At 57.6% G+C, this 22,710-nt stretch carries 28 protein-coding genes; 12 read left to right on the top strand and 16 right to left on the bottom strand.

The features are described 5' to 3' along the window. Nucleotides 1–10 precede the first annotated feature (10 nt). Nucleotides 11–628, top strand: a complete 618-nt coding sequence (gene aat / locus WA367_RS09035) for a leucyl/phenylalanyl-tRNA--protein transferase (RefSeq protein ID WP_336056444.1) — start codon at nt 11–13, stop codon at nt 626–628. A gap of 8 nt (nt 629–636) precedes the next feature. Here aat and WA367_RS09030 read toward each other — a convergent pair whose 3' ends face one another. The 6 genes from WA367_RS09030 to WA367_RS09005 form a co-directional block, all read right to left on the bottom strand. Further along, the gene (locus WA367_RS09030) at nt 637–1,038 is read right to left on the bottom strand and encodes a DUF2155 domain-containing protein (RefSeq protein WP_442935569.1); all 402 of its coding nucleotides are present in this window, start codon (nt 1,036–1,038) and stop codon (nt 637–639) included. 118 nt (nt 1,039–1,156) lie between these two features. After that, nucleotides 1,157–1,555 carry an NADH:ubiquinone oxidoreductase subunit NDUFA12 gene (locus WA367_RS09025; protein ID WP_336056443.1) on the bottom strand — a complete coding sequence of 133 codons (399 nt, stop codon included), beginning with the start codon at nt 1,553–1,555 and terminating at the stop codon, nt 1,157–1,159. A gap of 88 nt (nt 1,556–1,643) precedes the next feature. Further along, nucleotides 1,644–2,144, bottom strand: coding sequence for a GNAT family N-acetyltransferase (locus tag WA367_RS09020; RefSeq protein ID WP_336056442.1), 501 nt, complete (start codon nt 2,142–2,144; stop codon nt 1,644–1,646). Continuing rightward, on the bottom strand, nt 2,141–3,640 hold the full coding sequence (gatB, locus tag WA367_RS09015) for an Asp-tRNA(Asn)/Glu-tRNA(Gln) amidotransferase subunit GatB (RefSeq protein WP_336056441.1): 1,500 nt from the start codon (nt 3,638–3,640) through the stop codon (nt 2,141–2,143). The genes WA367_RS09020 and gatB overlap by 4 nt, the downstream gene beginning before the upstream one ends. Before the next feature lie 117 nt (nt 3,641–3,757). Continuing rightward, nucleotides 3,758–4,189: a CBS domain-containing protein gene (locus WA367_RS09010; protein WP_336056440.1), complete on the bottom strand. Its 432-nt coding sequence runs from the start codon at nt 4,187–4,189 to the stop codon at nt 3,758–3,760. A 164-nt stretch (nt 4,190–4,353) separates the two neighbouring features. Then, the gene (locus WA367_RS09005) at nt 4,354–5,067 is read right to left on the bottom strand and encodes a rhomboid family intramembrane serine protease (protein WP_336056439.1); all 714 of its coding nucleotides are present in this window, start codon (nt 5,065–5,067) and stop codon (nt 4,354–4,356) included. A 342-nt stretch (nt 5,068–5,409) separates the two neighbouring features. Here WA367_RS09005 and WA367_RS09000 point away from each other — a divergent pair, with 342 nt between their 5' ends. The 3 genes from WA367_RS09000 to WA367_RS08990 all read left to right on the top strand — a co-directional run bounded on the left by WA367_RS09000 (nt 5,410) and on the right by WA367_RS08990 (nt 7,629). Further along, nucleotides 5,410–6,045 (top strand): PAS domain-containing protein, encoded by a 636-nt coding sequence (locus WA367_RS09000; protein ID WP_336056438.1) that lies wholly within the window; start codon nt 5,410–5,412, stop codon nt 6,043–6,045. A gap of 96 nt (nt 6,046–6,141) precedes the next feature. After that, on the top strand, nt 6,142–6,750 hold the full coding sequence (locus WA367_RS08995; protein WP_336056437.1) for a PilZ domain-containing protein: 609 nt from the start codon (nt 6,142–6,144) through the stop codon (nt 6,748–6,750). A 264-nt stretch (nt 6,751–7,014) separates the two neighbouring features. Then, entirely contained in the window at nt 7,015–7,629 is a 615-nt protein-coding gene (locus WA367_RS08990; RefSeq protein ID WP_336056436.1) for a transglutaminase-like cysteine peptidase, read from the top strand. A gap of 103 nt (nt 7,630–7,732) precedes the next feature. On the opposite strand, the gene WA367_RS08985 is transcribed toward WA367_RS08990, so the two are convergent. Beyond that, complete coding sequence (locus WA367_RS08985) at nt 7,733–8,263, bottom strand: gamma carbonic anhydrase family protein (RefSeq protein WP_336056435.1); 531 nt, start codon at nt 8,261–8,263, stop codon at nt 7,733–7,735. 98 nt (nt 8,264–8,361) lie between these two features. On the opposite strand from WA367_RS08985, the gene WA367_RS08980 reads away from it, so the two are divergent. The 3 genes from WA367_RS08980 to WA367_RS08970 all read left to right on the top strand — a co-directional run bounded on the left by WA367_RS08980 (nt 8,362) and on the right by WA367_RS08970 (nt 9,732). After that, complete coding sequence (locus tag WA367_RS08980) at nt 8,362–9,087, top strand: hypothetical protein (RefSeq protein WP_336056434.1); 726 nt, start codon at nt 8,362–8,364, stop codon at nt 9,085–9,087. 90 nt (nt 9,088–9,177) lie between these two features. Further along, nucleotides 9,178–9,351 carry a hypothetical protein gene (locus tag WA367_RS08975; protein ID WP_336056433.1) on the top strand — a complete coding sequence of 58 codons (174 nt, stop codon included), beginning with the start codon at nt 9,178–9,180 and terminating at the stop codon, nt 9,349–9,351. A 39-nt stretch (nt 9,352–9,390) separates the two neighbouring features. Then, nucleotides 9,391–9,732: a hypothetical protein gene (locus tag WA367_RS08970; RefSeq protein WP_336056432.1), complete on the top strand. Its 342-nt coding sequence runs from the start codon at nt 9,391–9,393 to the stop codon at nt 9,730–9,732. 68 nt (nt 9,733–9,800) lie between these two features. Here the strand turns inward: WA367_RS08970 and WA367_RS08965 are convergent, their stop codons facing one another. The 6 genes from WA367_RS08965 to WA367_RS08940 form a co-directional block, all read right to left on the bottom strand. After that, the gene (locus tag WA367_RS08965; protein ID WP_336056431.1) at nt 9,801–10,010 is read right to left on the bottom strand and encodes a DUF3126 family protein; all 210 of its coding nucleotides are present in this window, start codon (nt 10,008–10,010) and stop codon (nt 9,801–9,803) included. Nucleotides 10,011–10,131: 121 nt separating this feature from the next. After that, nucleotides 10,132–10,950 (bottom strand): serine O-acetyltransferase, encoded by an 819-nt coding sequence (gene cysE, locus WA367_RS08960; protein ID WP_336056430.1) that lies wholly within the window; start codon nt 10,948–10,950, stop codon nt 10,132–10,134. Nucleotides 10,951–11,084: 134 nt separating this feature from the next. Beyond that, the gene (locus tag WA367_RS08955; protein WP_336057088.1) at nt 11,085–11,951 is read right to left on the bottom strand and encodes an alpha/beta fold hydrolase; all 867 of its coding nucleotides are present in this window, start codon (nt 11,949–11,951) and stop codon (nt 11,085–11,087) included. 2 nt (nt 11,952–11,953) lie between these two features. Continuing rightward, the gene (locus tag WA367_RS08950) at nt 11,954–12,706 is read right to left on the bottom strand and encodes an alpha/beta fold hydrolase (RefSeq protein WP_336056429.1); all 753 of its coding nucleotides are present in this window, start codon (nt 12,704–12,706) and stop codon (nt 11,954–11,956) included. An 11-nt stretch (nt 12,707–12,717) separates the two neighbouring features. Then, nucleotides 12,718–13,203 (bottom strand): DUF192 domain-containing protein, encoded by a 486-nt coding sequence (locus WA367_RS08945; protein WP_336056428.1) that lies wholly within the window; start codon nt 13,201–13,203, stop codon nt 12,718–12,720. Nucleotides 13,204–13,278: 75 nt separating this feature from the next. Further along, a complete protein-coding gene (locus WA367_RS08940) occupies nt 13,279–13,875 on the bottom strand; it encodes a cold-shock protein (RefSeq protein WP_336056427.1) in 597 nt (198 codons plus the stop codon). Nucleotides 13,876–14,102: 227 nt separating this feature from the next. Here WA367_RS08940 and WA367_RS08935 point away from each other — a divergent pair, with 227 nt between their 5' ends. Continuing rightward, nucleotides 14,103–14,543 (top strand): VOC family protein, encoded by a 441-nt coding sequence (locus WA367_RS08935; RefSeq protein ID WP_336056426.1) that lies wholly within the window; start codon nt 14,103–14,105, stop codon nt 14,541–14,543. A gap of 133 nt (nt 14,544–14,676) precedes the next feature. After that, complete coding sequence (locus WA367_RS08930; RefSeq protein ID WP_336056425.1) at nt 14,677–16,209, top strand: acyl-CoA carboxylase subunit beta; 1,533 nt, start codon at nt 14,677–14,679, stop codon at nt 16,207–16,209. A gap of 24 nt (nt 16,210–16,233) precedes the next feature. Here the strand turns inward: WA367_RS08930 and WA367_RS08925 are convergent, their stop codons facing one another. Next, nucleotides 16,234–16,461, bottom strand: coding sequence for a hypothetical protein (locus WA367_RS08925; protein ID WP_336056424.1), 228 nt, complete (start codon nt 16,459–16,461; stop codon nt 16,234–16,236). Between the two features lie 217 nt (nt 16,462–16,678). On the opposite strand from WA367_RS08925, the gene WA367_RS08920 reads away from it, so the two are divergent. Then, nucleotides 16,679–16,921: a hypothetical protein gene (locus WA367_RS08920; RefSeq protein ID WP_336057087.1), complete on the top strand. Its 243-nt coding sequence runs from the start codon at nt 16,679–16,681 to the stop codon at nt 16,919–16,921. Here the strand turns inward: WA367_RS08920 and WA367_RS08915 are convergent. Beyond that, nucleotides 16,913–17,191 (bottom strand): hypothetical protein, encoded by a 279-nt coding sequence (locus tag WA367_RS08915; RefSeq protein ID WP_336057086.1) that lies wholly within the window; start codon nt 17,189–17,191, stop codon nt 16,913–16,915. The two genes, WA367_RS08920 and WA367_RS08915, sit on opposite strands and share 9 nt — an antisense overlap. Nucleotides 17,192–17,444: 253 nt before the next feature. On the opposite strand from WA367_RS08915, the gene pncB reads away from it, so the two are divergent. After that, nucleotides 17,445–18,749 (top strand): nicotinate phosphoribosyltransferase, encoded by a 1,305-nt coding sequence (pncB, locus tag WA367_RS08910; RefSeq protein WP_336056423.1) that lies wholly within the window; start codon nt 17,445–17,447, stop codon nt 18,747–18,749. Nucleotides 18,750–18,757: 8 nt separating this feature from the next. Here the strand turns inward: pncB and cckA are convergent, their stop codons facing one another. After that, nucleotides 18,758–21,340 carry a cell cycle histidine kinase CckA gene (cckA, locus tag WA367_RS08905; protein ID WP_336056422.1) on the bottom strand — a complete coding sequence of 861 codons (2,583 nt, stop codon included), beginning with the start codon at nt 21,338–21,340 and terminating at the stop codon, nt 18,758–18,760. Nucleotides 21,341–21,532: 192 nt separating this feature from the next. On the opposite strand from cckA, the gene WA367_RS08900 reads away from it, so the two are divergent. Then, on the top strand, nt 21,533–22,666 hold the full coding sequence (locus WA367_RS08900) for a flagellar biosynthetic protein FliO (protein WP_336056421.1): 1,134 nt from the start codon (nt 21,533–21,535) through the stop codon (nt 22,664–22,666). Nucleotides 22,667–22,710: the final 44 nt, after the last annotated feature.

The raw sequence follows: 22,710 nt of genomic DNA, 5'->3' as shown, positions 1-22,710 counted from the left end.
CTGGCCACTAATGTCCCGGCCCTATGCACCCGGACAGCATATTCCGGTTGATCTTCTTCTGCGTGCCTATGCTTCGGGCGTTTTTCCCATGGCAGAGCATGCGGAAGATCCGGAAGTTTTCTGGGTGCGCCCGGAATCGCGCGGTGTCATACCGCTCGATGCTTTTCATGTTCCCCGCAGTCTGCGCAAACTGCAGAAGCGATCTCCCTTTGAAATTCGCATCGACAGCGATTTCGAAGGCGTGATCGACGGCTGCGCAGAACCCGCCGAGGGTCGGCTGGATACATGGATCAACGCGCCGATCCGCCAAGCTTATCGCGACCTGTTCGAGCTTGGCCATTGCCACACGGTAGAGGCCTGGCTTGACGGAGAACTTGTTGGGGGTCTCTACGGTGTCACACTGGGACGCGCCTTTTTCGGCGAAAGCATGTTTTCGCGCGTTTCAAACGCGTCGAAAATCTGCCTCGTTCATCTGGTCGAACGCCTGCGGGAGCGAGACTTCGCTCTGCTTGATACCCAGTTCACCACCGAGCATCTGAAGGGGTTTGGCGCAATCGACATTCCCCGCAAACGCTATGAACGGATGCTCGCCGAAGCTCTGGATGGGAATGCTGTCTTTTATCCGTAGACGAATTGCTACTCGCCGTCGGGCGGCGGAACCTCGGATTCGGATTTGCAGCTCTTCAACCAGACATCATAAACCGCGTGTTCAACCGCGTTGAGGCCGGGGCTTTCGGCAAACATCCAGCCTGTGAAGATACGCCGGATCTTGCGGTCGAGCGTGATCTCATCCACTTCGACAAAGGCGTCGGTCTTGGGTTCTTCGGTTTCAGGCGAGCTGTAGCAGACGCGCGGCGTCACCTGCAGGGCGCCAAACTGCACCGTTTCATCCATATAGACATCGAAGGTGATGATGCGTCCGGTGATCTTGTCGATACCGGCAAATTCGGCAACCGGATTCTGAAGCCGCTCCGCTTGTGCAGCAGTGCCGACCAACATCGCGGCGAGAAGGAATGCAGTCTTGGATGTCAATGCCATGGATGCAGGAAGCCAGCTACGAATCATCATCATTGATACCACACCGAATCGTGTGAGATCACAATCTCGATGCTCTTGAAGCGCTTAACGGCCAATTGTGGCGGCTTGCGGTTCGATCTCAGGAGCCGGGCGTCCAGGCGTCATAGTCGCCGGTCACACGGGGCCGATCTTCAGGCGTCAGAACCGAACCGCGAGGGCGATATGCCAAAGGCGTGCCGGTCAGGTTCGGCCGATGTGGCTTCTGCCATTCACGTGCCTGATAGTTCTCGTCGACGGGCGCGGTGTCCACCTTGTGGTGCAACCAACCGTGCCAGCCCGGAGGAACCTGAGAAGCTTCCGCGATGTCCTTGTAGATGACCCAGCGGCGCGTGCGGCCTTCCGAATCCGTTCCGCCCTGATAGTAGATGTTGCCGAATTCGTCTTCGCCGACCTTCGTGCCCTTGCGCCAGGTGTGAAAGCGCGTGCCAAGCGTCTGGCCGTTCCACCAGGTGAAAAACTGCAACAGGAACTTGTTCATCACGAACCTCGCTTGGATAATGCCGGCTGGTTGCACGCGTTATGGCCGCGGCAGACGCTGAAAGCAAGTCCCGCGGGGCTTGCGTTCCTCAAGAATTGAGCTGCAGATTGCGGGACAGGATCTGCGCGGGTATCCGGTCACCGTTGTTGCCGCAGTCTGACGCCTTCCCCTTAGGTTCAAAGCCGTTCCGCTTGTAGAAGCCGAGGGCCTTGACGTTGTCTTCGTCCACTTCGAGGGAGATAGTCGTCGCCTCGGGAAAACAATCCATAACCTCTGAAAGCAGGGCTTGACCAATCCCCTCGCCTTGATGGCCTGGCAGCACGTAAAGCTGATGAAGCTTCACATCCTTTCCCTCCATCTGGGCGTAAGCCATGCCAAGCAGGTGGGTGCCATCATCTGCCACAACGAACTCGGAGTTTGGCATTGTGAGACGCTTCTGCAGCGCCTCAAGACTATGCCAACGCGTGGTGAGGTCATTGACCTTTTCCACCCCGTAAAGCGCGTCATAGGTGTCATGCCAGGTAACGGCGAGCAGTTGCTTGACCGCCGGCAGATCGGCCTTTCCAGCAGTGCGCAGGTAGAAGGTCACTCTACACCGAGCTTCTGGCGGACCAGAGCATTCACGGCCTGCGGGTTGGCCTTGCCACCCGTTGCCTTCATGACCTGTCCCACGAACCAGCCCGCTAGGGTTGGCTTGGCCTTGGCCTGCTCCACCTTGTCGGGATTATCGGCGATCACGGCATCGACGGCAGCTTCGATAGCTCCCGTATCGGTGACCTGCTTCATGCCGCGTTCTTCAACGACGAGTTTGGGATCGCCCCCCTCGTTCCAGATGATCTCGAACAGGTCTTTTGCGATCTTGCCGGAAATCGTGCCGTCCTGGATCAGGTCGACGATCGCGCCAAGCTGATCTGGGCTGACCGGCGTTTCTTCAATATCGAGGCCGGCCTTGTTCAGCGCGCCAAGCAGATCATTGATGACCCAATTTGCAGCCATCTTGCCATCGCGGCCATCTGCCACCTTCTCGAAATAATCCGCCGTAGCCTTTTCGGAAACAAGGACGGATGCGTCATATTCGGACAGCCCCATCTTCTCGATGAAGCGCGCCTTCTTGTCATCCGGCAATTCCGGCAGGTCACGCGCCAACTCGTCTACGAAAGCCTGGTCGAATTCGAGCGGCAGAAGATCGGGATCGGGGAAGTAGCGGTAGTCATGCGCTTCTTCCTTGGAGCGCATCGAACGGGTTTCACCCTTGACGGGATCAAAGAGCCGCGTCTCCTGGTCGATCGCGCCGCCATCCTCAAGAATGGCGATCTGCCGGCGCGCCTCCGATTCAATGGCCTGACCGACAAAACGGATTGAGTTGACGTTCTTGATCTCGCAGCGTGTGCCAAAACCTTCGCCCGGGCGGCGCACGGAGACGTTCACGTCTGCACGCATGGAACCCTCGTCCATGTTGCCGTCACAGGTGCCGAGATAGCGCAGGATCGTGCGCAGCTTCGTCAGAAAGGCCTTGGCCTCATCCGCTGAGCGCATGTCCGGCTTAGAGACGATCTCCATCAACGCAACGCCCGAGCGGTTCAGATCGACGAAGGACATGGTCGGGTGCTGATCGTGGATCGACTTGCCGGCGTCCTGCTCGAGATGAAGTCGCTCGATGCCTACATGGATTTCCTCGAAGGAACCATCACGAGCCGGACCGACATTCACAATGACGGTGCCCTCACCCACAATCGGGTGCTTGAACTGGGAGATCTGATAGCCCTGTGGCAGGTCCGGATAAAAGTAGTTCTTGCGATCGAAGACGGACCTGTTGTTGATCCTGGCCTTCAAACCCAAACCAGTGCGCACGGCCTGCCTGACGCATTCCTGATTGATGACAGGCAGCATGCCCGGCATGGCAGCATCCACAAGGGACACGTTGGAGTTCGGCTCGGCACCGAAATCGGTTGCTGCACCGGAGAAGAGCTTCGAGCGCGAAGTCACCTGCGCATGGATTTCCATACCGATGATGACTTCCCAGTCGCCTGTGGCGCCTGAAATGTAACGCTTCGGATCGGGTTCACGCGTATCGATGATGGTCATGGAGCCGTGGTCAAATGAAGGATTGGGATTAGTGGTGTGGCTAGCCCAATCAGACCGCTGTGGCAAGCGCGCCCGCATGCGCACCCTTGCACAAAACTCCTGCGCGGTGAAATCGGATCACGCGGTGGCGATATATGACCGGATCTCTTCGGCTTCGCGCTCCACATCCTCGATGCGCCGTTTGACCACATCGCCGATGGAAACCAGTCCGGCAAGCTTCCCGTCCTTTTCCACCGGGAGATGGCGAAACCGCCCATCGGTCATGACTTGCATCACTTCATTGACGGTATTGTCCTCGTGACAGACCTGTACCTTTGCAGTCATGACACTCGCTACGGGCTGGCTCAGCGTCTCTGCACCACCACGTCCAAGCGCACGAACGATGTCGCGCTCCGACAGGATGCCGTCGATGCGCTGCCCGTCGCGAGACACGACCAGCGCGCCTATACCATGTTCGGACAGCAGGGCTGACGCCTGCGCAAGATCACTGTCTGGTGAAATTGTCAGGACATCCCTGCCTTTGGCATCGAGAATCGCCTTCACCGTCATTGCCGTCTCCTCATCGGTCTCTGATGACCACGCGAAGCGGTGCTGGTCATCCAGTCTCCACGGCCAGCAACCCTCCCCGATTGCCGGACAGGCAGCATGTCGGCTGCCTGTATCGGAATGGTGAACCTAGTTTGCGAGCATTGCAAGCTACGCGTGCGGCGAGGTCAGTAACGTTGGGTATCGAAAAGACGGATGAGCAGGAACCCTGCAAGGAGGCCGCCAATATGCGCCTCCCATGCGATTGTCTGCATACCGCCAGATGCAGCAGAAGCGATGCCGATCACGAGATTGATGACGAACCAGACGAGCAAAAAGGTGACCACCATGCGTGATCCGAGCCCCTGTCTGAAAGAAAGTATGGAACCGTTGAAGCGAGGAATGCGCCGCGAACGATCAATCTTGAAGCCATAGCGTGCGGCAGCGCCCATCATTCCGGATATTGCACCCGATGCTCCAACAACTGGCGTTGCATCCCCCGGATGCACGAAAAAATGAAGGAGCACGGAGAAACCGGCCGCAACCACCCAAAAAATCAGAAAGCGCAACATTCCGATGCGCCCGGCAAGCGGCGAGCCAAAGGCTGCCAGCCAGATCATGTTGACGACGAGATGGCCGATGCCACCGTGCAGAAACGAATAGGTAACCGGCGTGGTGAAGGCGGTAATTTCGAGCGTGTATGGTCCGGTGTAGCGCAGTGGAATGAAGGCGAAGTCGCGCAGCAGCATCCATTGCTGTTCGGGACCAAGTACATATTCCTGCACAAGAAATGTGCCGACGCAGACCGCAATGAGCGCGACGACGATACCCGGGATGTTGAAGACGGGTTCTCGTGCCGGAGGCTGCTGGTCCTCCTGTAACTCAGTCTGCGGGGTCGTCATTTGCAGCAGCTCCTTTATGGCGGTGGCCCGAGCGCGACTCGAAGACCGGATAGCAACTGCGCGCGAATAAAGAAAGCCGCCCGGCATACCGAGCGGCTTTCAGTCGAGCCCCCTGTCGAAACACCGTCCCCAACGGTTTTCGTATTTTGTCGGACAGTGATGCCAGCCCTGCCGCTTGCTCGCAATATCAACCTTTTGTTAACCCTAACAAATCCTTCCCGTGCACAAGTGACAAGGCGACTGGCACGCAAGCTGCTTCTCCTGTCTTGTAGACGGATCGGATGACCGATTCCGTCCAGGAATGAAACATCTGGAAGGCGTTGGAGCCGGGAGAGGTTGGATATGAGACAGGGCGGATCGAACGAGCTGTTCCAATATTGGAATAGGCTGCGCGGCACTCGTGCGGCTCCCCTGCGGACGGAGATCGAACCCTCCGATATCCGCACGCTTCTGGCAGATACCTTCATTCTGGAAAGAGACGGGCGCGGAGAGGCAACATTCCGACTCGCAGGCACCCGCATCTGCTCCCATTATGGTCAGGAACTCAAGGGACGCACATTCTGTCCCTTGTGGGGACATCAGGACCAGCAGCGCATGGCGCGATTGTCGGATCATGTTTTCGATCAGAGCGCAGTCGTGGTTCTGGAATTTGATGGAATGACCGGCCAAGGGCGCAGTGTCACTTTCGAGACCATCATTCTCCCGCTGGCTGGCGGACAGGAAGGTCCTCGCGCATTAGGAGCCATGTTCCCGCTGCAAAAGCCTTTCTGGCTTGGCGCTGACCCGATTGTGGAGAATCAGTTGCATAGTTTCCGGCTGATCGACCCTGACCGCGAACCACTTTTTCTGGCCAACCGGCCGGAAATTGCTGTTCCCCCGCTTTCACCGGACACAATGGAGGCAGGACTGCCGAATTCGTCCAAACCCGTGAAAAAGGTGCGTCATCTGGTGGTTTTTGAGGGTGGCAAGGCCAGCTAGCTTCGCCGACGGGCTTACTTCGTATTAAGGAATGCAGGTCTATTCTCTTGACACGCACCGGTTGTTCATCAGAGGAGCAGCCGGAAGGGTGACAAGATGATCGCAACTGCAAGCTCTATCCAGCAACAGCAAGTCGAGCGCCGCCGCTTTCAGCGCGTGCGCATATCAGTCTATGGCCGATACATGCTGCAGGACCGGAGTGAATATGCCTGCAAGGTGATCGACATGTCGCCCGGCAATGTCTCGCTTCAGGCTGAGTATCCCGGCCGTGTTGGCGAACGCATAATTGTCTATCTTGATCATATCGGCCGCATTGAGGGTCGCATGACCCGCAGGATCGATGGCGGCTTTGCCATGGAGATCAATGCTTCCGAGCGCAAGCGCGACAAACTGGCGGCTCAGCTCACCTGGCTTGCAAACAAGCATGAGCTTGACCTGCCGGAAGACCGTCGCCACGAGCGCATCACCCCGCGCAATCCGATCACCCATATGAAACTGCCCGACGGGCGGGAATATCAGTGCAGGATCGTGGATCTGTCGCTCTCCGGTGCAGCCGTGGAAAGCCAGGTCAAGCCGGCTCTTGGAACGCAAATATTCCTCGGCTCCATGCGCGGGCGCGTGGTGCGCCATTTCGAAGATGGCGTCGCCATCGAATTCGCCGCAGTCCAAGAACAGGCGACACTGGATCGGGAATTTTCCGACTAGCCACACGCCCACCAGTTTACCCATGCATTGAACGCCGCAGACACTTGTCGAGCGGCGTTTTTGTCGTTGAGCTCATTATTTCCGCGACATGGGCTAATGAGGGGAACACACGCCTCATGGTTACCAGAATACGAACGCTCATGTTAAACTTTTATACTTGATCTTTACTTGTTTTCGTTAAAGTTTGAATTGTTTTTTACTTCGGCATTTTGCGTGGAATAAATTTGAAGCTGCCATTGTCTCCTCAAACGGGGAGACAAAAACATGCATTCCAAGTCACGGGGCGCGCTGCTTGTCGCAGCTTCAATCATGTTCGGAGCATTCACGGCGAAGGCCAGCGCAACGGTGGATTTCATGCCAACCGGAAGCATCACCAGCCAGCCGGTGGGCCATTACGAGCTTTGCCAGCGGATGCCATCAGAGTGTTCTGCCACCTATTCCGCGAATGGCCCGGTTCATCTGTCGCGTGAACTGTGGGCAAAGATGATCGAAATAAACAACAAGATCAATTCGACCATTGTTCCGCGTACTGACATGGAGTTGTGGGGACGCGAAGAACTTTGGTCCTATCCTGAACTATATGGCGACTGCGAAGATTATGTTCTTGAGAAACGCCGCCTTCTGATGGAAGCAGGTGTACCGGCAGGCAATCTTCTCATTACGGTCGTACGGCAGCCGAATGGTGACGGGCACGCGGTGCTGACGGTGAATACCCATCTCGGTGACTTCATTCTCGACAATCTGGAGCCGCGCATCCTCTCCTGGTCCCAGACCCCATACGAATATCTCAAGCGCCAAGCCTCAGATCATGCCGGTGCCTGGGTGACGGTTCATGATGGCCGTGCGGTTGCAGTCGGCGCAGTCGGCTCCAACAGATAGGTCGTCCACCTGATACCCGGTCGAGTCCCACCTCCCCGTCCCCAACGACCGGGTTACGGAGCCGACCCTTCCCCGGGGTCGGCTCCACATCCGGGGCCAGACGTCAGTCTACGCGCTTCAAGCCGCGAGTGAAGCGGTCGCCATTTGCGACATAGTGAGAGGCGGATTCTGCCAAGCCTTCGACCGCCGCCCGATCCAGCGTTCGCACAGTTTTGGCTGGTGAGCCCAAGATCAGCGTGTTGGGCTCGAAGCTCTTGCCCTCCGTTACAAGTGCGCCAGCCCCCACAAGACAATTGTCCGGAATGAACGCGCCGTTGAGGATGATAGCGCCCATTCCGATCAAGACATTTTTCCCAAGCTTGCAGCCATGCAGCAGCGCGCGATGACCAATCGTACACCCCTCACCGATCTCCAATGGAAAGCCTGGGTCGGTGTGCATCACCGTATGTTCCTGCACATTGGTTCCGGCACCAATGGTGATTGGTTCGTTGTCACCCCGCAGGACGCAACCAAACCAGATGCTGACCTTTTCGGAGAGATGAACATTGCCGATCAGTTCTGCGCTGGGTGCGATGAAATTGGTCTCACGCCGCGCGAATTGCGGCATCTTCCCATCGAGTTCGTAGAGTGGCACGCGGCTTCTCCCTGGCTGCAATCTTTACGCTGCTTTTACCATATGATGAAAACCTCGTTCCGTGTTCCGCTCTCGGCTAGAAAGTCTTGGAAAGTGAGATGCAGGCTTTGCGCGACCCAGCCGGGCAATCAAGCAAACTTCCCCGCTCGTTCAGCCGCATTTTCGCAGGCGCGGTGATCTTCGCGGTAACAGCGCTGGCACTCGCCATCGCGGCGAAATGGGCTGGTTCGCGTGTGGTGGATGGCGGGCATACCACCTCCACGAAATTGCGCACAATCATTGTTTCGGGCAGCATGGTCGTGGTGCCGGACAACATGATCCGTCGCGCGAATGCGCGCCGCGACGGCACGCGTGACCGGCTGGACCTTTACATGGCTTGGCCAGGGCTTTCCGGCTACACAGAGGCCGATCGCTATGCTTTCAATCATCTGGAAGATGAACATCGCCTGATAATGGTGAGCCTGGAGCCACGCATGATCTCCCGAGACATGAGTGCGCGCTACGACCTTGTGTATCGGCAGTTGCTCAATCCTACGCCCCTGGCGGCACCCGCCGGGCTCTCCGCCTATCGATTTGAAGATGGCTCAGGCTTTGCCAATGAAGTACTTTATGTCGGCGTTCGATCAGGAGAGGCTCCTTTTGTGGCACGCTGCCTGGAAGAAGCAGCGGCCCCTGATGCGGTTACGCCTTGCGAGCGTGACATTCACCTGGAAGGCGACCTAAGCCTTTTCTATCGCTTTCCGCGCAACCTTCTCACCGAATGGAAGGAACTGGACAGTTCGGTTCAACTGCGTGTTCAAAGCCTTCTGCGAGCCTCCAATTGAATTGCCAAGTGTCTTGCCGCGGAACACCTGATCGCCGGCCTCGTTAGTCCATCAGTAATGCAATAAACAGCGCCCGGAGGCGCCAAGCTGATGAATCGCGACCGCAGCGGAGACAAACACCGTCATAACGAAGAACAGAAGCCCCATGAAAAGGTACCTCCGGAAGGACCACATGGACGCAAGGACCTGCAAGACGAGGAGAAAACTCCGGGTTCTGGTGCACTGCCCGACCTGGATCGGCAGGTTGATGTTGGACCGGACTGAGTATGTTCACTGGTTCGGGTCGAGGAGTGAGGCGTACAGATGAATGAGAATAGAGTACCCAACGGCACCAATCCGGCGCAGGTAAAGGGTGATATCAATGGCGGCCGAACCGGCGACAAGCGGCCCGGCTTTGATCCCGCCATGGCACCCGTCTCGACAGATGCCGAAGCCGGCGGAGCGCCGATGAGCGAGGCGCAGGTGCGGGAGGCCCGCATCTCCGAGCTTTCATCGGAACACCATGACAAGGACATATCCTACGGGGATGCGATGCGACCGGTCGAAGCGGGCAGCGAACGCGGGCAATACGGGTTTGTAGTATTGATGGGCATCGTAGCAGTTGCCGTCATGATCATTGCCGTGGTGGCCCTGCTCAGCATGTAGTTGGAGAGCGGAAACACAAAAAGGCGCGCCAAGACAGGCGCGCCTTTATCATGATCGACCGCCCGAACCTAGTCGAGATCGATGTCGAGAATAGCCATCGAGAAATTGTAGGACAGTTCGCCCTCGTCCTCATCCTTGAAAATGATCCCAAGGAACTCATCCCCGAGATAAAGCTCGCAGGAATCGTCCTTACGCGGGCGTGCCTTTACCTCAAGAGAGGGATTGTTGAACGTGCGCTTGAAATAGGCGTCGAGCTTGCGGATCTCTTCGGGCTTCAAAAAACTTCTCCGATGGAATTGGGTTCGGCGTTGGCCGTGTCAGCTTCTGGCATGCAGGCCTCTTGGCTGTAAACCCTTCACGCCGGACTTGGTTCAAACAATTCCCACCTTCACAGTGGAGCTACTCCCCCTGAAGGAGTTGATCCATTGCGCGGGACGGCTCATCGCATCCGGCTTCACCCACAATGCGTGCAGGTACGCCTGCAACCGTCTTCTTGGGCGGGACCGACTGCAGGAGTACCGAGCCGGAAGCAACTTTCGTGCAGTGGCCGACCTCGATATTGCCGAGAATTTTCGCCCCAGCACCGATCAGCACACCATGGCCGATCTTCGGGTGACGGTCGCCTGACTCCTTGCCGGTTCCGCCAAGCGTCACCCCGTGCAAGAGGGAGACGTCATCTCCCACAACAGCCGTCTGCCCGATCACAAGCCCTGTGGCATGATCAATGAACACGCCCTTGCCGATACGCGCTGCAGGATGGATGTCTGTCTGGAACGCTGCCGAGGAGCGACTTTGAAGATAAAGCGCGAAATCGCGTCTCCCATTATTCCAAAGCCAATGTGCCAGCCTGTGGGTCTGCAGGGCGTGGAAGCCCTTGAAATAGAGGACCGGCATTATGAAGCGGTCGCAGGCCGGGTCCCTGTCGTAATAGGCCTGAATGTCGACACGCAGCGAGGTCGACCAATCGCTCTGCTCCTCGCGCATCGCACGGAAGGTCTGGCGGATCAGATCGGAGCTTATGTCCTGGTGATCGAGGCGCTCGGAAACGCGGAAGATGACCGAATCCTCCAGGGTTTCATGATTGAGCACGGTCTCATAAATGAAACCTGCCAGGAAGGGGTCATTCTCGACAGCAACACGCGCCTCGCGTTGGACCGACGCCCAGATGGGGTCCAGGCTTTGTGGAGCGTGTTTGCTGCTTCGCTTGGGCGCGTTCATGGCCCCTCTCCGATTACATCTCGCGGATGCACACTATCTAGTGCACGAATAGGGCAACTTGAACTGCAAACTTCTTCATCTTTGATGAAAGTTTCTTGAAGGGGCGCGTTTTCGATATCGCGCCAGCCCTATTCTCAAGCGGCCTTGTCACCGGTCAGAAAGTCCAGAACCGCGCGCGAGAAGACGTCATTCCGATCGCCTGCCACCATGTGACCTGCACCTCCGACGTCGACATAGCTCGCTGACGGCACCAGATCGACGAATTCGCGGGCATATTCCTCATGCACCAGCTCCGACTGCATTCCGCGGACCAGCAAGACGGGAAGCTGAAGGTTCGGTAGCCCGGCGATCATTCGGCCTATCAACTGTTCCGCGCCGACATTTATGTTATTCGTCCCACGGATGAAGGCCGGATCCCAATGCCATCGGAAGCGACCGTCATCGCAAAGACGCAAATTCTTGCGCAGTCCCTCAAGCGATCGCGGCCTACGGCGATGGGGCAGATATTGCGCAATGGCCGCGGCAGCTTCTTCGAGATTGGCAAACCCCTCATCCATGCGAGCGCCCATGAAGCCCTGGATCTTCGCGACGCCTTCGGGGTCCATACGCGGGGTGATATCGACGAGAACAAGCGACTCCAGCAGGTCGTGATCGGCAATGAGTCCGCCAAGGGAAGCCAGGCCACCAAGCGATGCGCCGACGGCCGCCGGGCGCTGGTGAAACCGCGACTTCACCTGCTCCACAACCGCGGTGACATCTTCGGCATAGTGTCCGAATGTGTAGTTTTCGCTCTCGACCCAGTCGCTGTCGCCATGGCCACGTTGGTCAATAGTGATTGCGCGCATGCCGCATTTGGCCAGGCGCTCGGCTGTTTGGCCCCAAGCATGGCGGGTCTGGCCGCCTCCGTGGAAAAACAGCACCGGCTGGCCGTGGCCGTCCCACATGGTTGCGGCAAGCCTGTTTCCTTCCGCGCCGAGAAAGCTGACCTCTTTTGCAGGCATACTCACCGGACGTCCTCCAGAAACTCCAGCGCACGCTTCTTGAAAGTGCGATCTCCCACCGACAGCATATGATCCCTCCCCTCGATCTCGAAAGATTGCCCTTGTGGCATCATTTCTGCAAGGGGCTGCGGTTTGCCGGCTATGTCGTCCTTCGTGCCTACCGCCACAAGTGCGGGAACAGCGATCCTGCCCATGTCTTCAGCGGTGAGAAGGGTCCGGCTGGTCTCAATACAGGCAGCAAGCGCCAACCGGTCGCTCTTGGTCTGATCCGCAAAGGTGCGGAACATCTTCGGGCGCTCGCCGGTGACAGTCGAAGGATCAGGAGCGCGCAGTGCTTCGGCAATTTCATCCCATTCGCCAACGCCTTCAACCATTCCAAGGCCCAGCCCACCGAGAATGATGCTCCTCACACGCTCCGGATAATCGCGCGCCAGGAAGGCGGTGATGCGTGCACCCATGGAGTAGCCCATGACGTGCGCGTGCTCGATATGAAGGTGGTCCAGCAGAGCGACCGCGTCTGCGGCCATTTCTACCGGAAAATAATCCTTGGGGTCGTGGCTCTTGCCCGATTGCCCATGCCCCAGATTATCGAGCGCGATCACGCGATACCCATCGTCGCGCAATGTCTTTACCCAGCCGGGCGAGACCCAGTTCACAAAGTGGTTTGATGCAAAGCCGTGGATGAGCAGGATCGGCTCCCCCTCGCCTTCATCAATGAACGCAATCTCGCGCTCGCCGCGTTGGAATGACTTCATGAACTGGCTGCCTACTGCTTTTTCGTTTTTACTTGATGTTGCAGGATCGGATGCTCGACCTGGTCGCCGACCTCAATGCCAAGCTTCTGCGCCGTTCCTGCATTGAGCTCCAGCACGAAGCGGGCAGTCACATCCGGTGCTATGCTGGCGGTGGAAAAGGGTTCACCCTGCTCGATCGCCTCGATGCGCCCGCTTGAAGAGATGAAAAGAAGGTCCAGCGGCAATGGCGTGTTCTGCATCCAGAAAGAGCGCCGCCCGTCATTGTCGAAGACGAAGAGCATTCCCCGGTCATCCGACATCTTCTCACGATGCATCAGGCCGCGCTGCCGCTCCAACGGCTCGTCGGCCACTTCTATCTGGAAGCTGTGACGCCCATTGCTGGATAGGATGGAAAGCGGAGTGGCATCCACCGGCAGGAGCATGGGCTCCTGCGCCAGGGCGAAGTTGAAGCTGCCAATAAAGAGAAGAAGAAAAGCAAGCAATCGCGCAACGGTCATTCCGCTGATCCTCGTATCGTGTCCGCGGCGACAGTAAATACTGTGTCGCCACGCACAAGTCCGAAGGCGGAGTTTTCAGTGCGAAATGGAGAGCGTTCCCAGATCCGGGTGGATCTCGGCAGCCATCAGGCCCTTTTCACTTTGGCCGTAGCGCACCAGCACCACCTGTCCGGGGCGCAATTCTGTCACGCCATAGCGCCGCAGTGTTTCCATATGGACGAAAATATCTTCCGTCCCTTCACCGCGGGTCAGGAAACCGAACCCTTTCGTGCGGTTGAACCATTTTACGAGAGCGCGTTCGAGTCCACTTTCCGGGGTGACTGCCGCACGGGTTCGCTGTGCCTGATCTTCAGCTGGATTGGTCGCTGTCGAGTTATCCATGGACAGGAGTTTGAATGTCTGGAGCCCCCTCTCCCCCTGTCGGGCGAGACAGGTGACCCGAGCGCCGGCAAGTGCCGTCTGGAAGCCATCGCGACGCAGGCAGGATACATGCAGCAACACATCGCCCAGCTCGGGCGTGTCGGGCAGGATGAAGCCGAACCCCTTGGCGACATCAAACCACTTGATAGAGCCGGTCACCTCGATGATGTCCGACGCTTCACCTTCTACGCCCGCCCCCCGGGCTTCGTTGCCACCTGCAAGCCCTCGTCTGCTCGAGGAATTGTCCTCCATCCGTTTAGCCTTCCCTCAGGTCCACAGGACTGATTCTGTTTAGTCAGGATAGCACCGCGTCTTCGTGACTTAGCAAGACCCGGTCGCCGCTTATCAACAATGGCCGAAAATAGCAGCGAGACGGCCATTAATGTCCCATAAGCTGCGTGGAATTTTTCCATTGTCCGTAGCATCAGCCTGCACTTATGGTGCGCTCGTTTCTCGGCAATGAGCAGGAAGGATTTTCGATGCGGTATCTGCACACGATGGTACGCGTCAGCGATATCGAGGCGTCGCTCGACTTTTATTGCAACAAGATGGGTATGGTGGAGACCCGCCGGATCGACAACGAGAAGGGTCGTTTCACCCTGATCTTCCTTGCCGCGTCAGATGACAAGGAAAGCGGGGAGCAGAACAAGGCCCCGTTGCTCGAACTCACCCACAACTGGGATCCCGAAACCTATTCCGGAGGACGCAATTTCGGTCACCTGGCCTATGAGGTCGATGATATTTACGGCTTCTGTCAGAAGCTGATGGATGCCGGTGTCACGATCAACCGTCCGCCGCGCGACGGCTATATGGCCTTTGTTCGCTCGCCTGACGGCATCTCCATCGAACTGCTTCAGAAAGGTGGCGCCAAGGAACCGCAGGAGCCTTGGGCTTCCATGGAGAATACCGGAAGCTGGTAACAGTTAAGCGCACCAGCCTTTGCGCAGCAATTCGTATGGCAGGTCCCCACAAACCGGTTTTGTGCGGGGCCTGCTTTGTATCGCGGATGGTGCGTGCTAACAGCAATTGACTGACGGGTACGGAGGAACCTCGATGAAAGACGTTCTGATCGAACTGGAGCGCAGGCGGGCCAATGCCCGCGCAGGCGGCGGACAGAAGCGCACCGATGCGCAGCATGCCAAGGGCAAGCTTACCGCCAGAGAACGGATCGAGGTCTTTCTGGATGAAGGTTCATTCGAAGAATTCGACATGTTCGTCGAGCATCGTTCGACGGATTTCGGCATGGACAAGACGCGGATCGCAGGCGACGGCGTCGTCACCGGTTGGGGTACGGTCAACGGCCGGACCGTCTTCGTCTTCGCCAAGGACTTTACCGTGTTCGGTGGTTCGCTGTCAGAGGCACATGCCGAGAAGGTGATGAAGGTTCAGGATATGGCGCTCAAGAACAGGGCGCCGATCATCGGCTTCTATGACGCCGGCGGTGCGCGCATTCAGGAAGGAGTGGCAGCGCTTGGCGGCTATGCGGAAATTTTCCAGCGCAATGTTCTGGCGTCAGGTGTCATTCCACAGATTTCGGTGATTATGGGACCTTGCGCCGGAGGTGATGTCTATTCCCCTGCAATGACCGACTTCATTTTCATGGTGCGCGACACATCCTACATGTTTGTGACCGGACCGGACGTGGTGAAGACGGTCACCAACGAATCGGTGACCGCGGAAGAACTCGGTGGCGCATCGATCCACACGACGAAGTCCTCCATCGCTGACGGTGCGTATGACAATGACATAGAAGCACTTCTGCAGATGCGCAGGCTTATCGATTTCCTGCCTTCCTCTAACACGGCCGAGGTGCCGGAGATCGAGTATCAGCAGTCGGTCACCGAACCCGACTACTCGCTGGATCGGCTGGTGCCGGAGAATGCAAACAAGCCCTATGATGTGAAGGAACTCATCCTCAAAACGATCGACGAGGGAGACTTTTTCGAGATCCAGGAGAGCTTCGCGAAGAATATCGTCACCGGTTTCGGCCGTGTGGAAGGCCGCACCGTCGGCTTTGTTGCAAACCAGCCAATGGTGCTTGCCGGTGTTCTCGACTCTGACGCTTCCCGCAAGGCGGCACGGTTTGTGCGCTTCTGTGACTGTTTCAATATCCCGATCGTTACCTTTGTCGACGTGCCCGGCTTCCTCCCGGGTACGGCCCAGGAATATGGCGGGCTGATCAAGCACGGTGCGAAGCTCCTCTTCGCCTATGGCGAGGCGACTGTGCCGAAGATCACCATCATCACACGGAAAGCTTTCGGCGGTGCCTATGATGTCATGGCCTCAAAGCATTTGCGTGGTGACATGAATTACGCTTGGCCGAGCGCACAGATTGCTGTCATGGGCGCCAAGGGTGCGGTTGAGATAATCTTCCGCAAGGACATTGATGACGCGGAAAAGATCGCCGCACATACAAAGATGTATGAGGAGCGGTTCCTCTCCCCCTTCGTGGCAGCAGAACGCGGTTATGTGGATGAAGTGATCATGCCCCACTCGACGCGCATGCGTGTCGCGCGCGCGCTAAGGCTCCTGCAGAACAAGAATTTGGAAAACCCGTGGAAGAAACACGACAATATTCCGCTCTGAGCAGGATGTCGTTCGTCGCACCGCTCAAGCGGTTGCCACGGATGAGCGGTCGAAAAGCACAGCAACGTTTTGACGGATAGCCGTTGAAAGAACATGTGCCTCGTAGTCCAGCAACACGCCGTCCGGCAGGGGGTAACGCAACAGCATTTCATTGGCGATAGCTGGAATATTGACCAGCCCCTCGTTCTTCGACGCGAGGTCCACGACGAGGTCCAGATCTCTATAATATTGCTCAGATGACGGCGCATTCATAGCGGCCTCCAGTACAGTGAGCAGGGCACGGCAGATGGTGCGGGCTCAGTAAAACATGGTAGGCGACCATGCTGAGTTAAACAAGCTTAATATGCATTATTTTCAAATAGTTAGTACTTTTCGTCAAAACAGCAATTCACACAGTTTGTGCCAAGTGAGTAAGTGCAGTAATTTAAGAGCGCACAGCAATCGAAAGCGCTTGGTTAAGGGGCAGGAATTGGCAGCTTTGGGTCGTGATGAGCGCCTTCAGATCATGCTTTCAGCGGAAGAACTGAAAGCGCTCGAGGATTTTCGCTTCGAGAACCGTATGCCCAGTCGTGCTGCTGCGGTGCGAGAGCTTTTGCGGCGCGGCCTGCAGGCTGGTGGCTTCCTTCCGCCCAGTGACGGAAACCGCTCGCAGGATTTCGGAGTGCTCTCCAGTGAACCTGATAGCAGCGAGACTGAGTCCAGTTCAAAATGATGATGGCGGTACGAAGAGGCATATGGTCTTCGTATTCTCCTTGCCAGCAACAGAGCACCAGTGGAAGAGACCATCAGGGGACGGTCGGACGCGCTTGTCGCTGTAGGCCAGAACCTCACCTGTCGCTTCGATACGGTAGCCGCTCCTGCTTTCACGTATCTTGGTAGCCGGCACTTCCCGACAGTCCTGGTCGGAGCAACATGCATAGGGATAGCGCCAGCCAGATTTGGCTTCATGTGCGGCAGCAACGCTGGCAGATGCGACCACCATCACTAGAACAAGAGTGGAACTGAGGATTCTCAAATCGCGGGAGGACATAGGCACCTCGGATCCGGCAGCCCCCGCTGACCTGAGGCTGAATGTCGATGGTTAAGAAAAGCTTAATTCAAGACAATCCCCTCACCCGTACCAGGGGAGCCTGCCGTGTGATTGACTTTTCCCAGCGTACGTTGTCGGTTGCGCCCGAGAGATTGAACAAGGCGGTATGGCAGACATGATTGCGACCACTACGAGCAGGCCCCGCATGACGAAGACAGACATCGCGCGTCGCGTCTATAATCATACCTGGAAACTGGATCCGATCTGCCGCAGCCTGCTGGACACGGATTTCTACAAACTGCTGATGCTCCAGATGATCTGGGGACTGTATCGCGATGTCGACGCAACCTTCACGCTGATAAACCGCAACAAGACGGTTCGCCTGGCCGATGAAATCGATGAGATGGAGTTGCGCGAACAGCTGGACCATGCCCGCCAGATCCGCTTTACCAAGAAAGAGATGATCTGGCTTGCAGGTAACACCTTCTATGGCAAGAAGCAGATCTTTCAGCCGGAATTTCTAGAGTGGCTCGCCGACTTCCAGCTTCCCGAATATGAGCTTTCGACGCGCGACGGGCAGTTTGAACTGAATTTTCACGGCCGGTGGATGGAAACCACCATGTGGGAAATCCCGGCACTGACGATCATCAATGAATTGCGCTCGCGTGCAGCGATGCGTTCGCTGGGTCCGTTTGCACTCGATGTTCTTTACGCGCGCGCCAAGGCCAAGGTCTGGTCGAAAGTCGAGCGATTGAAAACCATTCCAGACATCCGCATCTCCGACTTTGGCACACGTCGACGCCACTCTTTTCTGTGGCAACGCTGGTGTGTTGAAGCTCTCAAGGAGGGGATCGGTGATTCCTTCACCGGCACCTCAAATGTTCTTCTGGCCATGGACAGCGACCTTGAGGCGTTGGGTACCAACGCACATGAGCTGCCAATGGTGCTCGCCGCCCTCGCCCCCGATGAGGAGGCACTGAAGCAGGCGCCCTACAAGGTGCTTGAAGATTGGCAGAGCTATTATGGCGGCAATCTGCTTATCGTTTTGCCTGACGCATTCGGGACCGAAGCGTTCCTCAAAAATGCGCCCGACTGGGTCGCAGACTGGACGGGCTTCCGCCCCGACAGCGCTCCACCCATTGAAGGTGGGGAACGGATCATATCCTGGTGGAAAGAGCGTGGACGCGATCCGCGCGAGAAGCTTCTGATTTTCTCGGATGGTCTGGATGTGGAGACCATCGAAGAGGCCTATCACCACTTCAAGGACCGTGTGCGCATGGCATTCGGTTGGGGCACCAACCTGACCAACGACTTCGAAGATTGTGCACCGATGGCCAATGATCGGCTGAACGCGATCTCGCTGGTCTGCAAGGTCAGCGAGGCCAATGGACGCCCAGCGGTCAAATTGTCCGACAACCCTGCCAAGGCGACGGGCCACCCGGATGCGATCCGTTACTATCTGGACGTCTTCGGAGACGCGAATCGGCAGGAGAAGAAGGTCAGCGTCTGATGCGCTGACTACTCCTTCTCCAGCATTTCCTTCACCACCGTAGCGAGCTGCTTCAGCGAGAATGGTTTCGGCAGGAAACCGAACTTGGCGTTTTCAGGCAGGTTCTTCGCAAACGCATCCTCTGCATAGCCCGACACGAAGATGAACTTGATGTCTGGCTGGAGTTTCAAGAGCTCGGTGAGCAATGTCGGCCCATCCATCTCCGGCATCACCACGTCCGAGACGACTATGTCTACCTTGCCATCGAGCTCGTGGAATATTTCAAGTGCCTCGGTGCCCGAAGTCGCCTCGTGAACCTCGTATCCGCGTGAGGAGAGTGCGCGAACGCTGCCCATTCGCACCGCATCCTCGTCCTCGACAAGCAATACGCGTGCGCTGCCGGAAAGATCTTTCTTGGCAGAAGCGACATGCTGAGCCTGCCGGTTTTCGACCGCAGTCTGCTCAGCCGATATCTCTGCCGCAGTCGGGATGTGTCGCGGCAGGAATATGCGGAAGGTCGTGCCAACTCCGACCTCGGAATCGCAATAGATGAAGCCGCCGGTCTGCTTAACAATGCCATAGACCATCGAAAGACCGAGGCCCGTGCCCTTGCCTACTTCCTTGGTGGTGAAGAAAGGCTCGAAGATCTTCTTCAGCGTTTCTGGCTCGATGCCCGTGCCCGTGTCAGTGACTTCAACGGCGACATAATCGTCCGTTACAAGCCCGCGATACTGGAATTCGGCGCATTCCTCGGCAGTGATATTGCGGGTGCGCACCGACAGCGACCCGCCATCGGGCATGGCATCGCGCGCGTTGACGACGAGATTGACCACGACCTGTTCAAACTGGCCGATATCGACCTTTACCGGCCACAGGTCACGCCCATGCTCGATGGAAAGATTGATTTCCGTCCCGACGAGCCGCGACAAAAGCATGCGCAGATCGGCAAGGACGTCGGTCAGGTTCAGGACCTCTGGCCGCAAGGTCTGGCGGCGCGAGAAGGCAAGCAACTGGCGAACCAAGGACGCAGCACGGTTCGCATTCTGCTTGATGTTCATGATGTCCGGGAAGGACGGGTCGGAGGGCCTGTGGTTGGTCAGCAGAAGATCGGACGCCATGATGATGGCGGTCAGCACATTGTTGAAATCATGCGCGATGCCACCGGCAAGCTGTCCGACCGCCTGCATTTTCTGGCTCTGCGCCATCTGCGCCTCAAGAGCCTTTTGTTCGGTCGTCTCGACCGCATAGACAATGGCTGCCTCTTCGACGCCCTCGCCGCCGGTCTGGTCTGCCACGGCATTGACGTAAAAGCGCATGTGGCGCTCTTCGTCATCGGGAAGAACCGTGTCGATCGGCGAGATATCGGCCTGGCGCTGCTTGGCCTTTTCCAGCGCGATCGCAAATGCCTCACGGTCGCGTTGATGCATGACCGTATCAAGGCGAATGCGCCTCTCCAGCGAATCATTGTCGACTATGCTGCCAAACAGCGAATGGAACGGAGCGTTTGTGCGCAATATCCGCCCATCGGCGTCCACACTGGCGATAGCCATGGGCGTGGAGTTGAAGAAGCGCGTGAAGCGGACTTCGGATGCACGAAGGTCGGCGGAGGAATCCTCGCCAAGCGTGCGGTTGAGCACGATCGTTCTTGTTGGGCCCGGATACCCGTCGCGGCTTGCGGTCACCCGGTGCATGAACCGAACCGGCAGCGCCTCGCCGCTCATCGTCGATAGATCGAGGTCGATGACCGCGTTGCGTGCGGTACCGTGCTCGGCCTTCACCGCCTGGATCAGGGCGATGCCATCGCCGGCAACGAAATCCGAGAGCGTGAGCGATCCCGGTGCGAAATTTGCCAGATCAACACCCAGCCATTCGGCAAGCGTCGCGTTTATATAGGTAACCCTGCCCTCCGCATCGGCCGCGAAGAAACCGGCCGGAGCATGGTCGAGATGATCAATGGCTTTCTGCAGGTCAAGGAAGAACCGCTCCTGCTCGGCGCGTTCAGTGGATATGTCCACGAGTTGCCACGCGTTGAGCGGCTTGCGATGACCCGGCACCTTGAACACCCGCGCCCAGGCCCGATACCAGCGCGCCGTGGGCTCTGCTCCGGGACGAATGGGCCTCGACAGGCGGAACTCGCCATCAGCCGACTTGCCATCGCGCAGTGCGAGCGAGAGCCTTTCGATGGTCGGCGAAGCTTCGGCATTGTCGGACAGCAGCGCTTCCACGGTCTTCACGTCAGCGGCGGATGTCGCGCCGGTCAGCTCCGCATAGGCGCGATTCGCATACATGATGCGGCCCTTGGTGTCGGTAACGACCAGCCCCTCATCCATAGAATCGACGAAGTGCTTCGCCAATTCGTCACCCGTGGACCGGGGTGCGAGCTGAATGAAGCCGATGGCGCTGGCAAAAAGATAGCCGATGCCAACCATTGCCAGAATGCCCAGTATCCCCAGGAAGAACTCTTCTCCCAGGCTTTCCTTGGACAATGCGAAGAAGAGTGCCGCGCCGGTGAGCACCAAAATGAAGATGATCAGGCGAGTAATCACACCCGGTCGTGATCCCTGATCGATGATCGGGGCCGTATCAATATCGACACCTGAATGCTTGGCCATCCGTTCCCTGCCTGTCGCGCCGACCGATGGCGGCCCTGTTTCCTTGGCTACTTCGCATATAACAGGGCCTCAATAGCGCGCAAGGTGGCGGGCCTGTAAAGGCTGGGTATGGTAAGCTCTGCGCAAGTATTTGAACTTGCCGCTCCTGTGGTGGCGACCTACCCTAATTCAGCTTTTGATCGGAGAGGCGAGATGCAGGACTGGCTGAGTACTATCAATAACGGCTCTATCACTGGAGCAATTCTATGGACCTTGGCGGCGCTGATCGGTCTCGCCCTCCTGCTTGCGGCAGTGCGCTTTTTTCGCGGGTCACGGCAGGGAACCTATGTTGCCGGTGGCCGCAACAGGCGTCCGCGCCTTGCTGTCATTGACGCAACCCCTGTCGATACCCAGCGCCGGCTCGTGCTGATCCGGCGTGACCATGTGGAGCACCTCGTCTTGATCGGCGGGCAGAGCGACCTTGTCATAGAACGCGGAATTCCGGTAGCTCCGCCTCAGACACACATGGCCGCGCCGGCACAGCCAGTTGCACAGCCCCAGACACGGCGCGTTGTGGACGAGCAGCCGCGTGAGCGCGATGAACCACGCACTGTGGCTACAGCATCAGAAACGGAAATGCCTTCAGGCCAGCAATATGCGCGTGCAGGCGCAGCAGGTCTTGCAGCCGCTGGCGCAGTGTCGGCGGCGGGCGTGGCCTCAGCAACCCACCATCAGGGCCCACACAACAATCAGCCTGCTGATGCTGAAGAGATGAACCCCCGCCAGGTGTATGAGGAGCAGGCAGCTCTTCTGCGTGAGCGCGAAGCCGTTCAGGATCACCAGGCCAGTGAACCAGACACGAGCACTGAGGTGATGCCGGTTCGGGAGCCGGAGCCAGAAGTCTCGCTCGACCAGTTTCAGGTTTCGGCTGAACCCCAGCCTGATGCACGGATAGAAACCGTTGAAGCTCGTGAGCCGCAGATCGACCTGCCCGAGCCCCAGCAGGAACATGCAACCGCTTTCCGGAGCGAACCCTATTTCACGATTCCTGCGAGCGAGCCCGAGCAGTCTCCCGCACCACTTGTGGATGATCCTCAACCGGCTTCACAAGATGATGTGACCTTTGAGGAGACCGAGTTTGGCTCCACATCGGTCGACGAGATTGCCACACCAGCACCAGACTACGCACATACAGAAAGCGAGACGCTGAGCGAACAGTCGCGAGGGGAGACGGAACCCGGTGCACGGACAACCGATCCGGAGGAAGACGACCCTGATCTCACGCTGGAGCGCGAGATGAGCAGGTTGCTTGACGATCTGGGCGAAGACCGCGGGCGAAACAGCTGAGTTGCTCGACAAAAAAGCCGCGGCAGCACGCCGCGGCTTGATGG

The organism is Nitratireductor sp. CH_MIT9313-5 (genome assembly GCF_037029545.1).
Taxonomy (GTDB): Bacteria; Pseudomonadota; Alphaproteobacteria; order Rhizobiales; family Rhizobiaceae; genus Chelativorans.
This window is presented reverse-complemented; position numbering and strand designations above follow the sequence as displayed.